Below are 14,038 nucleotides of genomic sequence, written 5' to 3'. Positions count from 1 at the left end.
TGGCAGCTGCTGCCCATCTTCTGTCTATGAGGGGGGAGCGCATGCCGGATTTCTCGATTTTTACCGATTATTTTGATATCTACATGAAGGGCTTCTTCAACACGATCATTGCCAGTGTTATTGCGTTAATTGGCAGCTTTGTGCTGGGTACAATCATTGCTATTTTTCGTATAGGATCGGTGAAACCTCTGCAATGGATAGGAACTGCCTATGTAGAGTTCATTCGAAACATACCGCTCTTGCTTGTTGTCTTCGTGTTCTTCTATGGGCTGCCGTCCATGGGCATTACCCTTAGCGGATTCGTTTGCGGGACCTTAGGCCTTACGGTGTACACGGCATCTTTTATCGCAGAAGCGATCCGAGCCGGTATTATGTCGGTGCCCAAGGGTCAGTCTGAAGCGGCGCAATCCTCGGGACTGACCTATTTCCAGACGATGTGGCATATCGTCCTTCCGCAAGCAATCAAAATTGTCATACCGCCGCTCAGCAACCAATTTATTAACCTCGTTAAGAACTCATCCGTACTTGGCGTATTCGCAGGTTTTGACCTCATGTATTTCGGGGATCAGGTCGCAAGTGAGACTTATGCTACTTTCGATACCTATATCTTCGTTGCTGTGCTTTATTTGATACTCACGCTGCCGCTAAGTTACATGGCCTTACGCCTAGAACGTAAATTAGCTCGTACGGACTGACTTTAGGGGGAGGTGAACGAATGGATATCATGCATGCTTTCTCAGCTGATAATGTAAGGTTTGTATTTGAAGGTTTCTATATGACGCTTAAAGTCGCTGCGATCTCTATTGTATTGAGCTTTATTGTGGGATGTGTCGTCGGGACAATCCGGTATACGAAGCTGCCGGTTGTTTCACAGATTCTGGCCATAGCAGTCGAGCTCATTCGCAATTTACCGCTGCTGTTAATTATATTCTTCTCAAGATTTGCCTTACCGGATATCGGGATTAAACTCGGACCCATGAATGCAACGATCTTGGCCTTAACGCTATTTGAAGGCGCGATGATTGCAGAGATTGTGCGAAGCGGCCTGACTTCCATCGATAAAGGGCAGATTGAAGCCGCTAGATCTTCAGGACTAGGCTATGTGCAAACACTTTGGCATATTGTTTTACCTCAGGGGTTGCGTCGAATGATGCCGCCACTCGTGAGTCAATTTATATCCCTGTTAAAAGATACTTCTCTTGCGATTGTTATTTCCTTGCCTGAACTGATGCACCATGCGAAAATAGTAATTGGACAAAACTACAGTTATACCATTCCTATTTTATTTTTAGTGGCTATTCTGTATTTCGCTGTGAATTATGCCCTATCATTAGCAGCCCGCAGGATGGAATCAAGGTTGGTATAAGAGGAATTTAACATCCAGAAGGAGTCTTGGCATCATGTTACATGTAAGTTGGGAAATGATGATATTCATCATCATCGGAGGTTTTGTAGCGGCTTATGTAGATTCTGTCGTTGGTGGAGGAGGGCTGATTGCTCTTCCGGTTCTGCTGGCAACGGGATTACCCCCGGCTGTCGCGCTGGGAACGAACAAATTGGCGGGCACCATGTCATCTCTGACGAGTACGATTTCATTCATGCGGTCTGGGAATGTTGATCTAAAAGCCGTACGAGGTTTGTTCTTTTTATCTCTCTTAGGAGCTGTATGCGGAACGATGGTGCTGCGGCAAATACCTTCTGATTTCTTGAGGCCGCTGGTTGTCGTTATGCTTATATTGATCACCATCTACACGATTTTTCGCAAAAACTGGGGAGATCTTTCTACTTTCCGCCAATTCTCAACGAAAACAGCGATGTTAATGGGCTTCGCAGCATTCGGTTTGGGTTTTTATGATGGTTTCTTCGGACCGGGGACTGGTTCCTTTCTTATTTTTGTTTTTCTGATGTTAGGATTCGATTTCGTCAAAGCAGCTGGTAATGCCAAGGTCCTAAATTTCGGGAGCAACGTGGCTAGCTTGGCAACTTTCATGGTTCTAGGATCCATTAATTATGGGATAGGCATTCCGATGGGAATAGCCATGGTTTGTGGATCTTTGCTGGGCTCACGCATGGCGATCCGCAAAGGCTCAGCGTATGTTCGACCGTTATTTCTTACCGTTTGTATACTCCTCATTGGTAAACAGATATGGGATATCTTGTAGGGGGTGAAAGGCTGGGACGCTTAAAGAATGAAGGGCTGCAAATGATTCTCGTCGCTATTGTGACGGCCATAGCCGGAGAGTTTAAGATCACACCTTTCAGTGGCGAAATGTTTCGGATTGGTCTTGGCAGCAGCGCCTTTCTACTCAGTTTGCTTTTGATGAAGCACCTGCCTTATGTCTATACTGGTATCATTACCGGAATCACTGTTTTGCTATTTCGGACGTTGGAAGATGGTATCCTATTACATGGGGCCATGTCTTTCAGCGCGAGCGCGCAAACGCATTTATCAGCCGCATTTTATTATATGGCCTTTGCGATTGCCATGAGCTTCATTAAACGGAATTGGGATCAATTCCACCCTTTTGTTCTTGGGTTGTTCTTATCGGTAATTGATCTTATGTCCAATGAGATTGAATTGCTGGCGCGCAGCTTGATTTTTCATTCAGTGAACATGTTTACGGAGCAATTACTGTATATCACAGTTACCGCTGTCGTGCGGAGCTACTTCGTGGTTGGTATCTACAATAGTGTAACCATTAATCAAATGCGAGTCGTGCATAATGAGCAGCAGAAGCGCATGGAGCAGATGTTAAATACGAATAGCGGTTTATATGGCGAAGTATTTTACTTGCGGAAGTCGATGGATACGATTGAGCAAATAACAGCCAAGAGCCACAATTTATATGAAAAAATCAATGGCGCGGGGTTAAAGAGCTACTCGCGCACCATTTTGGAAATTACCCAGCAAATTCATGAAGTCAAAAAAGATTCGCAACGCATCCTAGCCGGGTTGTTGAAGCTGTTCGATCGCGATTTCGCTTCCGATATGAGGTTGGCCGAAGTTGTGGAGTTCGCTATCAAATCCAACTTGGGTTACAGTGCGATGCTTGGAAAAAAGATTCAATTCAAAAGCGACATTCAAACGGACTACTGTTCGGATCAATATCTACCCCTTTTAACCGTAATCAATAATCTCGTATCAAATGCTGTTGAAGCAATTGAAGATCAAGGATCCATTCTCGTAAGTGCTTCTGAACAGGGTGCTGAGACCGTCATAATCGTTGCCGACACCGGTGTTGGCATTTCTGAGCAGGATAAAGATATGATTTTTGCACCTGGTTTTACGACCAAATTCAATCTGGAGGGCTTTGCCGCGACAGGGATTGGACTCTCTCATGTTCGAGATATTGTTCATTCTTTAGGTGGAGACATTCATTTACGCTCTGACGAGCCGGGTTTTCAAACCACTTTTGTGATTACTATATTGACCGATACGTTGAAAAAAGGAGCGTAGAGATCATGCTGTCATTCGGAATTGTTGACGATGATGCGGTAAGTAGACGGATGCTGCAAAAGATCATTGAAAAAGGTGGTTTAGGCGAAGTCGTAGGCACGGCTGGCAGCGGGAGCGAAGGGGAAAGAGTCCTTCTGGAAACCACGCCGGATGTCGTGGTCATTGATTTATTAATGCCGGACCAGGATGGAATTGAAACGATTATTCGATTGAAGGAGCAAGGTTATCAAGGGAAATACGTGATGATTTCGCAAATTGAAAATAAAGAAATGATTGGCAAGGCCTATCAAGCTGGTGTTGAATTCTATATTCAGAAGCCAATTAATAAAATTGAAGTGGAAGCGGTGCTGTCCAAGGTCAACGAGCAGTGGAACATTAGCCGATCCTTGCAGGAGATTAAAGAATCTTTAACCAAGCTAAGTTTATTGCACACAGGTACAGAGAGTATTCGTAAAAAGCGCGGCGTCCGCGAAATTATGCAGCCCATTCTCATGGATATGGGGATCGTGGGGGACACCGGCAGCCGCGACTTGATGGACATTATGGAACATCTTACACGTCATCATAAATCGGAAGGAATTCCGCCGCTCAAGGAGCTTTATGAAATTGTGTCTAGATGTCACAAGTTGAAGGAAGCGGATGTTGAAAAAGAAGGTAAAGCCGTCGAACAACGGATTCGCCGTACCGTCATGGCGGCATTAACCCATATCGCCAGTATCGGATTGACGGATTACAGCAATCCCAAATTTGAGCATTATGCGCCTCTTTATTTTGAATTCCAGGATGTGCGTATGAAGATGAAAGAAATCGATGAGAACTCGAAGCCGGAGAAGGGCAAGGTCAATATTAAGAAATTTCTCCAAGTTCTCTATCTTGAGGTTGCGGATAAGATGCGCAGTGAATATTAAGAATAGCGCGGAAAAATTAGGCAGTGACTGGTTGCGAATTGACCGGTGGTTATGGTATTATTTTGAATTAGTGATAGAAGAAGGAGGTGAAGGTAGGATGAATCGAGAGGTCGTGAACAACCGTGTGAGCCAGTTACCCATCGCGATGGCTGGCATCGTTCATGCAGCAGTCAAAGACGCGAGAAGTCTATCCATTTATGCTCATACGGAATTACAACTCACGAAAAGACACCTACCTTAACCCTCAAACGGATCAATCCGAAAGGTCGTAGGAATTTTCCTGCGGCCTTTTTTTGTGCGTAGATAAGAAAGTATAAGTTTTATACTTTTGCTTCGCATCTACCTTGGCAAACGCGCTCGTCCCTAAAGGACGACGGAGGTTTATCCTTGGTTGGTTGCAATGGATAGGGTCTTTCGTAAACTAGGAGGATCCTTCATTATGTTAATGATTAACGGTCAAAATATAAAGAAATACCATGGTGCGCAGTTGGTTCTCGAGGATGTTACTTTTGAAATTCATCAGGGAGAACGAGTAGGACTTGTGGGGCGCAACGGCAGTGGTAAATCGACTCTACTGCGCCTTATATCCAAGATGGAGAAGCCCGACGAAGGACAATTAACGGTACGAAAAGATACGCGGATCGGCTATTTAGCACAAATCCCAACGGAGTGGGAGAGCGGTACGGTGTATGATGTGCTGGCCACGAGCTTTCAAGAAGTACTTGAATGCCGCGGTAACATGACGGAGCTGGAGCAACGAATGTCGAGCCCGGACGTTATGAGTGATGAGAAGAAGCTGGATCAGCTGCTTAAGAGGTACGCTCAGCTGCAAGAACGTTTTGAGCTGGAAGGCGGCTACGAGCTGGATGCAAGAATCGACCAGGTTGCGAACGGACTTCGCATTGCACGGGAGTTTTACGAGCGGAGCTTTGCCTCGTTGTCCGGAGGGGAAAAGACGAAGATTGCGCTCGCATCCCAGCTGATCGGCAAACCTGACTTGCTGCTGTTGGATGAGCCAACGAATCATCTGGATTTGTTCGGCGTGGAATGGTTGGAGGAATATCTCACCCATTATGATGGCGCATGCTTCATTATATCTCATGACCGTTACTTTCTGGATCGGGTAGTTACGAAGATTGTTGAGTTGGAAGATGGTGAATCAACGACCTATCTGACTTCATATTCGGGATATGTGAAGGAGAAGGAAGTTCGATTGCTGCAGCAGTTTGCTGATTATCAGGAGCAGCAGAAGGTCATCAAGAAGATGAAAGAGACGATCAAACAGCTGACGGAGTGGGGGCGAGTAGGAGGGAACGAGAAATTTTTCCGCCGGGCAGCTTCTATGCAGAAAGCGCTGGATCGGATGGAGAAGCTCAAACGGCCTGTTCTGGATCCGAAGGCAGCGGAGTTCGGGTTGAAGCTGGACGACCGCTCAGGCCGGAGAGTGATTCGTTTCGAAGACGTTAATAAGCAATACGGAGATAAAGTGCTGCTGAAGCGGGCAAGCGGTTTGCTGGAGTATGGTGAGAAAGTAATGCTCGTCGGGTCTAATGGTTCGGGCAAAACAACGCTGCTGAGGATGATTCTGGGTGAAGAACAGCCTGACCAAGGGGAGCTCGAGCTAGGAGCGCGGGTCGATATTGGTTATCTGGCTCAACAAGAGTATCCGGAGGACTATAGGAAATCGGTGCTTACTTACTTCTGTGAGGAAGCGAAGCTGGAGGAAGGGGAGGCTAGGGGCCGACTTGCTGCTTATTTATTTTATGGAGCAGATGTATTCAAGTCGGTTAGTTCTCTCTCGGGAGGCGAGTGGACTAGATTGCGGCTAGCACTGCTTGTGCTGCGCAAGCCTAATTTACTTATACTCGATGAGCCCACGAATCATATGGATATTGCTTCAAGGGAAGCGTTGGAAGAGGCGCTTGAAGAGTTTCCGGGAACCGTGCTGGCTGTGACGCATGACCGTTATTTTATGAATCGGCTATCTCGGAAAATTTGGGAGCTGGATCAAGGGCAAATTACCGTTTACTTGGGCAACTTTGATGACTATAAAGTGAAGAGTGCTCAATTGAAGGGGAATCGCATGAGTGAATCGGCAGCTGTTGGTGTGAGAAAGTCGGCTGGTGCGGGTGCTGGGGATAGGGATGGTGCGGGTGCTGGTGCTAAAGCAAGTACAAATGCAAGTGCAAGTGCTAAAGCAAATGATGCTGAGAGTGTTTCGCCAAGAGATTCTGGGGGAGCAACGGCTAAAAATAGCGCCGCTGCGGCGCCAAGAGGGAAGTCTAGAAGCTCGTCCGTGTTTACTCGGGAGAGGCTAGAGAAGCAGATTGCGGATGGCGAAGCGCAGTTGAACAATCTGGACCAACGGCTAGGGAATCTGACGGCAGATGAACTAAGCCAACTGTGGACGGAAAGAGAAGCGGCGCAGGAGATGTTGGATAGGCTCTATGAGCAGTGGATGCAGATAGAGGAGCAGGAATAGAAAGAGGGGGCTGAGGCTCCCTTTTTTTGTTTGTGGAGAGCGAATCGCCCCCTTTTATTTATACACCAGAATTTTATATTAGTAACTATGTTTTTCTAGAGTTTTATTTCTGCTTTTTTTGAAAAATTGTTGAATTAGCTCCTAGGCAAGTTGTACTGCGTACAACAATTCCCTTGTTTTCTGCTTAGCAAGCTCAGAATGTTGTAGATTTTACAACAATTTAGTCTTTTTATAGCGTATAGAGCTACTTTAGGCTAAAAATGTTGTATTTTTTGCAACAATCGGTTGGGAAACGCGGATTAGCTTGCGTAAAGTTGTACAACGTACAACTTTACACCGATGAGTATGCGAATGGTTCAGTATTATGTCACTTGGCGTAATTGCTTTGCATCAACTTTATAAACACTTTCAACCACGGACGGCTTAAGCCGGTTTTCTTGTTTCCGTGGATTTCGATTAGAGGCGGCGATTTCGATTACTGCTGCATCATTTCGCGGAACGACGATCCGCTATTTGAAGAAAATAGCGCTAGAATGGGCATGCCCGGAACGTGAGTGCTCTATTTGCCCAAAAATCGCGTGATTAGAGGGCAAAACAAGGAAATAGCAGAACGACGTTCCGCGAATGCGTGGAAACAGCCAAATTCCTCGCGAATAGCGCATCGACGTTCCACCCAAAGTATGGAGATGTACTTCTGTCAATAGCGTAGACACAAAATCAAGGAACAACAGTTGCATTAAGAACCTAAGTTTTCATTATGAAGCAGTTCAATTTGGCCTCTTATTCGCTGTTTCCATGTGTTCAACTGTTTTTCGTTTAAATTCCTCATCATATAACTTTCGCGTTGGTTTCCCATGCCACACCTCGAACTTGAATTTATATATCTATTATAAAGGTCGTTCCCTAGTGTGTGTCTGCTAAAAGTTTAACCCCAGTACAGGCTGAATGAATTCCTCACGAATAACGATCGATGCTCCCTGAAAACATGAAAACGATCAAGCTCCTCTCGATATCCCCCTCCTGCGTTCTCTCGAAAAACTTGTCTCGTGAGAGGTGCAAGCCGCCACAGGGACTCAAACCTGAACCCACTGCACAGGGACCTCGATGCGCTGCGGAACATAGTGCCCGTTGAACTGCTCAAGCAGCAATTTAACAGCCGATAAGGCCATTCGCTCTTCATCCTGCAAAATGTGCGAGATTCCCGGAATCTCAGGATCATCGAAGGAAACCAACTCGATCTTCGGGTTCAAGCCTTCTTCCTGATGCAGAGCATGATGCGTGAGCCTTGCCATCTCAGCGGTTAATGCAAAAACAGCCGTAATGTTAGGATGCTGATGCAGGAAATTAACGATATAAGCTGATGTATCGCCATTTCTGAGGATGTCGATGGGGACATGACACCACAAGCTTTTATCAATCAAAATGTTGCCATCAATATAAGCCTTCTCAAAGCCGTGAGTCCGGTCTTCAACGGTTGTATTCGTATTATCGGGGGAGACGAGCGCGATTTGCTGATGGCCTTTGTTTAACAGGTTGGTAACCGTCTCATAAGCGCCGCCCCAATTATCGGAGGTAATCCGGTAAGTTTCTATATTTCGCAAATAGCGGTCAATAAACACAAATGGATATTTATCCAGGGATAAACGGAGCAGCGATTCATTATATCTCTCATCCTCCGTAGGGAAAACAATGATGCCGCGGATGCCTGGCGTGTTGGTCAATTCCTGAACTGAACGGGACTCTTCGATGGAAGATTCACGTGTGATATGCAGGACAAGCTGATACCCAGCTTCCTTGACGTAATATTCGATATAGTCGACAAGTCTCTGAATGACTTTCGTTTTCATGGTAGGGATAATCAGACCAATGTAATTTTGGGAAGAAGACGCTGAAGAACGACGCTTAGAATCCACTGTAATTGAGTGAGGGTTAACGGATACGAAAGTTCCCTTACCTTGAATACGAGTGACAAGTCCCTCATCAACCAATACGGCCAGGGCATTCTTTACGGTTATTTTACTGACCATAAATTCATCCATAAATTCTTGCTCAGAAGGCACGCGATCTTTGGGACGAAGCTCTCCGGATATAATCTTATCTTTAATAGATTGGTAGATTTGTTTATAGAGAGGAATTTTACTCACTCGTGCATCACCTGATTCTTCATAGTCTTAGGTTTATTGTACTCAGTAAATGTGTAAAAGGGAATACATAAAAGTCTAAAAAATATATTCATATAGTTTTAATTAAATTTTATAACCAATTGTATATATAAATTTGGGAATTCCCACCAGTGGAATCCAATTCAACAGGTCCCAATTATATTTCACAAAACGAAAAATGTAATACGGATTCTAAACAACCATTTCGCGTAAGATTTTATGTGGTTAAATATAATAAACATAATTTTATACTCAATTGATTATATAATTATAGGTTTTTATGTACTATAATTCGATTTGTAAAGCGCTTACACGTTAATCGACCATTTGCACGATAGTTTACATGACAATCAAAATTTCTTTCTAGGGGGATTTATCGTATGAAGAGAAAGCTTCAAGTAACTTCTGCTGCCGTCTTGGCATCCATGCTTTTATTGTCAGCTTGCACATCTAATTCGGGTACGAATAATGGGGGATCAGCTACGGCAAGTCCGGCGACTGCAACCAATAGTGATAGCGCAACCAAATCAGGTACACCTGTTAAGCTGAGCTTCTGGACGTTCAATGAACTGCATCAGAAGTTTTTTGAAAGCATGGCTGAATCATGGAATAAAACACATCCTGAACAGCCGATCCAAGTAGAAGCAACAACTTTCCCCTATGACGATAACCACAATAAACTGTTAGTGGCGCTGCAATCAGGAACGGGTGCTCCCGATATGGCTGACATTGAAATCAGTAAAATCGGGAATTTCCTAAAAGGCGATGTCCAACTAACCGCTTTGAATGATATTGTTGAGCCGGAGAAGGCCAACCTCGTCATGTCACGACTCGATAATTATGCGAAGGATGGCAAATATTACGGGATCGATTACCACGTTGGGGCAGAAGTCATTTATTACAACAAAGAAATTCTCGATAAAGCAGGCGTGAACGCGGACGATATTAAGACTTGGGACGATTATGAAAAAGCAGGTAAGCAGGTTCTTGAGAAAACCGGCAAGCCGATGACGACGGTCGAAACGACGGACCAATGGAGCGTATGGCCGCTCGTTGTCCAACATGGATCGGACTTCCTTGATAAGAACGGTAACGTAACGATTGGAGATCAAGCGAATACAGAAGTGTTAACTTACCTGCAGAAGCTTGTGAAGGAAAAAGTGGCAGTCACAGCTCCGGGTGGCTTTCATCATGCGGAGGAATATTACGGCTTCATGAATAAAGGCGGCGCAGCTTCCGTCTGGATGCCGATGTGGTACATGGGTCGCTTTACGGATTACATGCCTGATTTGAAAGGCAAAGTCATCATTAAACCGATGCCGGTATTTAAACAAGGCGAGATGCGCTCTTCCGGTATGGGGGGTACGGGTACGGTTATTACGAAGCAATCGAAGAATCAAGACGTAGCTAAGAAATTCCTTTCCTATGCGAAGTTGTCCAAAGAGGGCAACATTCAGATTTGGTCACAACTAGGCTTTGACCCGATTCGCTCTGATGTCTGGAACGATCCGGCGTTGAAAGCGGACAATAAATTCACGGGTTATTTTGGCAAAAATCTATGGGATGTTTTGATTTCTGTGAAAAGCGAGATCGCGCCTACGAATATCAAGGAGAAAACGCCGGCTGTCTCCGACTATATCAAGACGAAAACGATTTTCCAAGCGCTTAATGATTTGAAAGATCCGAAGCAAGTTCTAGACGATGCTGTGAAAAATATTAAGTAAATTGAACGCCCCGCGTTCCGTTGCTGGCTTTGCCCTAGGGACATCCCTTCGGCAAAGCTTGCAGCGCTTCTAGAGAGGAGTGGTGATTAACGTTATGAATAAGTTTCTGTATTCCTCCCGGGTAGCTCCTTATGTCTTTGTTCTGCCATTTGTGTTATCGTTTCTTATTTTCTTTGCTTATCCGGTTATGACCACGATTGTCATGAGCTTTCAAGAAGTTCTGCCCGGCCAAACCCATTTCATTGGGTTAGCGAATTACCGGAATTTATGGAGCGATTCGTTTTTTACCGCGTTGAAAAATAGCAGTCGGTATACGTTCTGGACCCTGCTGGTGCTTATTCCATTGCCGCTTGTACTTGCTGTATTCCTAAATGCGAAGCTGACCAAGGCGAGTGCATTCTTCCGTTCCGCTTTGTTTATCCCCTCCCTCACTTCGGTTGTTGTGGCGGGAACTATATTCCGGCTTGTTTTTGGAAGCTTGGATGATTCGGTGATGAATGCTTTCCGTCATATGCTGGGCATGCCTACGATTAACTGGCTGGCCAACTCCACGACGGGAATGCTCGTAATGGTCATTTTGGCGACTTGGCGGTTCACAGGCGTTAATATTATTTATTTCCTATCCGCGCTGCAGAGCATTCCGCATGAATTATATGAGTCAGCAGAAATAGACGGTGCCAACAAGTGGGACCAATTCTGGCGAATTACTCTGCCGTTATTGAAGCCGGTAGCGATCTACGTCATTACGATTTCCATCTATGGCGGCTATTCGATGTTTACGGAAAGCTTCATTCTCTGGAATGGTAATCGCTCCCCGAATGACATTGGTCTGACGATGATCGGTCTACTTTATCGAGAAGGTATCGAACGTAATAATTTGGGTTTCGGATCTGCAATTGGGATCACCTTGCTGGGTATAACCATGATCTTAAATGTCATTCAATTGAAATTTTTCGGTTTGTTCAGAAAGGAGGACTAGGACATGCAGATACAACGACATAAGTTCCTTCAAACCTCCTTACTGCTCTTCTTGTTTGTAGTACTTGCCGCATTGGCACTATTCCCGTTCTACAGTCTTACGTTGGCTTCATTTAAGCCTTCCAAGGAGATGCTGCGCTACGGACTCAATGTGAAGCTGCAGCCGGAGTTATTGTCCTTTCATAACTATGCCTTCCTATTTTCTGCATCCGCGAAGAAATATTTGATCTGGTATAAGAACAGTATCATTATTTCCATTGTGTATACCGCTTGTTGTCTGCTTTTATCTTCGATGGTGGGCTATGGACTCGCCATGTACCGATTTAGAGGAAGAAACCTTATTTTCCTCTTAGTCCTATTAGTCATGATGGTACCTGTGGAAATTATTATGCTGCCGCTTTATAAACAAATGATTGCTTTCCACTTGATCGATACTTACAGCGGTGTCATTTTACCTTTCGTCGTCGCACCGCTGCCGATCTTTTTCTTCCGGCAGTATGCTGCCGGGCTGCCCAAGGATTTTCTTGATGCAGGAAGAATTGACGGCTGTTCAGAGTATGGTATCTTTTTCAAAATCATGATGCCATTGATGGCTCCGGCTTTCGGGGCGATGGCGATATTGCAGGCCCTTGCGAGCTGGAACAGCTTTGTTTGGCCGCTAATTGTACTCAAAACTGGCAACAAGCTGACTCTGCCGATTGGTCTGTCCAGTCTTGTAACGCCTTATGGCAATAACTACGATATTCTCATTGCTGGTTCTGTACTTGCGATCGTGCCTATCCTGATCGTCTTCATTTTCTTCCAACGATTCTTTGTATCGGGTCTTGCGGTTGGCGGTGTGAAAGGCTAATGACAGTCTCGCGGGTGAAAAAAAGGGTGCTGCTTACGCTTGGTTTTGCGCTTGCAGCTGTGGCTGTAGGGGCTTCCTTTCTCCAATTCGGGAGTTCAAATACCGCTCCCTTAGAGTTTCCGAAGAGACCTGTTCAGTACCCGATGTATGACACAGGAAGCACGAATACGGAATCAGGCTGGCACACGATGAATACGCACGATCCCTCCATTTATAAAGACGGGGATACGTATTATGTGTTTTCAACTGACATAAAGGTTGGCGCCAATAAGGATTCGCTGCGGCCGGGGATCATGGTGAGACGATCCAAAGATTTGATCACATGGGATTGGGTAGGCTACGCGCTGGATGGAATACCGAAGGAAGCCGCCTCGTGGACACGGGCAACGAATCTGTGGGCACCCGACGTGTTCAAAATGGGAGATACCTACTATTTGTACTATGCAGCATCTACCTTCGGAAGCAATCAGTCCATGATTGGACTTGCAACCTCCACTTCGATTACTGGTCCATGGACAGATCAAGGCACCGTTGTGAAGACGGCCAAGGGAGATGAAGCGAACGCGATTGATCCTAATCCTGTGTTTGATGCAGAGGGCAAACCCTGGTTAGCGTATGGATCCTTCTTTGGCGGCATTTATCTCGTAAAGCTTGATGAACACACCGGTAAAGTGATGCAAGGAGAGCAGCCTACGCTGCTTGCCCGCAGAGACAGTCGAACCGTCGCAGGTGCCGTGGAGGCGCCGTATATCATCTATCAACCGGATCAGAAAAAGTATTACTTATTCGTATCCTATGACTCGTTATCTTCCGATTACAGTGTAAGAGTGGGCAGATCTTCCTCGATTACGGGGCCTTATGAGGATTTCAATGGTCATCAGCTTTCGGATACGGGGTTTTCGCCGCAGACGAATGTAGGAAACAAGCTGATTGGCAGCTACGCGTTCAGTGGGAAGGAAGGCTGGATCGCGCCGGGCCATAACTCGATTCTGAAGGACTGCGATCGCACATTTCTCGTGCACCATGCCCGTGGCGAAAAAGATAAAAATTGGTCTTACCTCCATATTCGTGAGCTTCTCTGGACACGTGACGGATGGCCAGTTGCATCGCCTGAACGCTATGCGGGAGAGAAGCTGCAGTCTCTATCATCGAAGCTGCTGGCAGGGCATTGGGATCGATTACCAATACCGATGGCATGGACGGGAACAGAACGTTCTGAACCAATGACATTGCAGCCGAATGGAAAGATTGAATCGGCACATGGTACCGGCAAGTGGACATTTCAAGAACCGAATGAGCTAACGCTGCAATGGACGGTTTTAGATACAAATGAGGGTGTCCAGACGACAGAGAAGGTGCTTGTCTCGCCTGCCTGGGATTGGGAGAATGACAAGCTTACGCTTGTGTTTACAGGGATGAACGAGAAGGGCATCAACATATGGGGCAAATACACAGATCGCATTAAAGGAGAATAACG

General features: G+C 45.6%; 12 protein-coding genes. 11 read left to right on the top strand and 1 reads right to left on the bottom strand.

The window, feature by feature from the left end:
- Positions 1-41 precede the first annotated feature (41 nt).
- The 7 genes from ASG85_RS08555 (at position 42) to abc-f (ending at position 6,847) form a co-directional block, all read left to right on the top strand.
- A complete protein-coding gene (locus tag ASG85_RS08555; protein WP_060645946.1) occupies positions 42-695 on the top strand; it encodes an amino acid ABC transporter permease in 654 nt (217 codons plus the stop codon).
- A gap of 20 nt (positions 696-715) precedes the next feature.
- Entirely contained in the window at positions 716-1,366 is a 651-nt protein-coding gene (locus tag ASG85_RS08550) for an amino acid ABC transporter permease (RefSeq protein WP_060645945.1), read from the top strand.
- Between the two features lie 34 nt (positions 1,367-1,400).
- Positions 1,401-2,162, top strand: a complete 762-nt coding sequence (locus tag ASG85_RS08545) for a TSUP family transporter (protein ID WP_060645944.1) — start codon at positions 1,401-1,403, stop codon at positions 2,160-2,162.
- Positions 2,147-3,457, top strand: coding sequence for a sensor histidine kinase (locus ASG85_RS08540; RefSeq protein ID WP_060645943.1), 1,311 nt, complete (start codon positions 2,147-2,149; stop codon positions 3,455-3,457). The genes ASG85_RS08545 and ASG85_RS08540 overlap by 16 nt, the downstream gene beginning before the upstream one ends.
- A 5-nt stretch (positions 3,458-3,462) precedes the next feature.
- Positions 3,463-4,365, top strand: coding sequence for a response regulator (locus ASG85_RS08535; RefSeq protein WP_082588016.1), 903 nt, complete (start codon positions 3,463-3,465; stop codon positions 4,363-4,365).
- 97 nt (positions 4,366-4,462) lie between these two features.
- Positions 4,463-4,606, top strand: a complete 144-nt coding sequence (locus tag ASG85_RS38725) for a hypothetical protein (protein WP_164484158.1) — start codon at positions 4,463-4,465, stop codon at positions 4,604-4,606.
- Positions 4,607-4,804: 198 nt separating this feature from the next.
- Entirely contained in the window at positions 4,805-6,847 is a 2,043-nt protein-coding gene (abc-f, locus tag ASG85_RS08530; RefSeq protein ID WP_060645941.1) for a ribosomal protection-like ABC-F family protein, read from the top strand.
- Positions 6,848-7,920: 1,073 nt separating this feature from the next.
- Here abc-f and ASG85_RS08525 read toward each other — a convergent pair.
- A complete protein-coding gene (locus ASG85_RS08525; protein ID WP_057304147.1) occupies positions 7,921-8,991 on the bottom strand; it encodes a GntR family transcriptional regulator in 1,071 nt (356 codons plus the stop codon).
- 398 nt (positions 8,992-9,389) lie between these two features.
- Between ASG85_RS08525 and ASG85_RS08520 the strand changes: the two genes are divergently transcribed.
- The 4 genes from ASG85_RS08520 (at position 9,390) to ASG85_RS08505 (ending at position 14,036) form a co-directional block, all read left to right on the top strand.
- Positions 9,390-10,733, top strand: coding sequence for an ABC transporter substrate-binding protein (locus ASG85_RS08520; protein WP_060645940.1), 1,344 nt, complete (start codon positions 9,390-9,392; stop codon positions 10,731-10,733).
- 94 nt (positions 10,734-10,827) lie between these two features.
- On the top strand, positions 10,828-11,712 hold the full coding sequence (locus ASG85_RS08515; RefSeq protein WP_060645939.1) for a carbohydrate ABC transporter permease: 885 nt from the start codon (positions 10,828-10,830) through the stop codon (positions 11,710-11,712).
- 3 nt (positions 11,713-11,715) lie between these two features.
- A complete protein-coding gene (locus ASG85_RS08510) occupies positions 11,716-12,561 on the top strand; it encodes a carbohydrate ABC transporter permease (protein WP_060645938.1) in 846 nt (281 codons plus the stop codon).
- Positions 12,561-14,036, top strand: coding sequence for an arabinan endo-1,5-alpha-L-arabinosidase (locus tag ASG85_RS08505; RefSeq protein WP_060645937.1), 1,476 nt, complete (start codon positions 12,561-12,563; stop codon positions 14,034-14,036). Before ASG85_RS08510 ends, ASG85_RS08505 begins: the two co-directional genes overlap by 1 nt.
- Positions 14,037-14,038 lie beyond the last annotated feature (2 nt).

The sequence above is a fragment of the Paenibacillus sp. Soil724D2 genome, assembly GCF_001427935.1.
Taxonomy (GTDB): Bacteria; Bacillota; Bacilli; order Paenibacillales; family NBRC-103111; genus Paenibacillus_E.
Note: the sequence above shows the minus strand (reverse complement) of the source record. Positions and strands in the feature narration are given on the sequence as shown.

What these genes read in the sequence shown, in the direction of transcription:
- abc-f (WP_060645941.1), top strand. Translation starts at nt 4,805, where the DNA reads ATGTTAATGATTAACGGTCAAAATATAAAGAAATACCATGGTGCGCAG.
- ASG85_RS38725 (WP_164484158.1), top strand. Translation starts at nt 4,463, where the DNA reads ATGAATCGAGAGGTCGTGAACAACCGTGTGAGCCAGTTACCCATCGCG.
- ASG85_RS08545 (WP_060645944.1), top strand. Translation starts at nt 1,401, where the DNA reads ATGTTACATGTAAGTTGGGAAATGATGATATTCATCATCATCGGAGGT.
- ASG85_RS08550 (WP_060645945.1), top strand. Translation starts at nt 716, where the DNA reads ATGGATATCATGCATGCTTTCTCAGCTGATAATGTAAGGTTTGTATTT.
- ASG85_RS08540 (WP_060645943.1), top strand. Translation starts at nt 2,147, where the DNA reads ATGGGATATCTTGTAGGGGGTGAAAGGCTGGGACGCTTAAAGAATGAA.
- ASG85_RS08510 (WP_060645938.1), top strand. Translation starts at nt 11,716, where the DNA reads ATGCAGATACAACGACATAAGTTCCTTCAAACCTCCTTACTGCTCTTC.
- ASG85_RS08515 (WP_060645939.1), top strand. Translation starts at nt 10,828, where the DNA reads ATGAATAAGTTTCTGTATTCCTCCCGGGTAGCTCCTTATGTCTTTGTT.
- ASG85_RS08535 (WP_082588016.1), top strand. Translation starts at nt 3,463, where the DNA reads ATGCTGTCATTCGGAATTGTTGACGATGATGCGGTAAGTAGACGGATG.
- ASG85_RS08505 (WP_060645937.1), top strand. Translation starts at nt 12,561, where the DNA reads ATGACAGTCTCGCGGGTGAAAAAAAGGGTGCTGCTTACGCTTGGTTTT.
- ASG85_RS08520 (WP_060645940.1), top strand. Translation starts at nt 9,390, where the DNA reads ATGAAGAGAAAGCTTCAAGTAACTTCTGCTGCCGTCTTGGCATCCATG.
- ASG85_RS08555 (WP_060645946.1), top strand. Translation starts at nt 42, where the DNA reads ATGCCGGATTTCTCGATTTTTACCGATTATTTTGATATCTACATGAAG.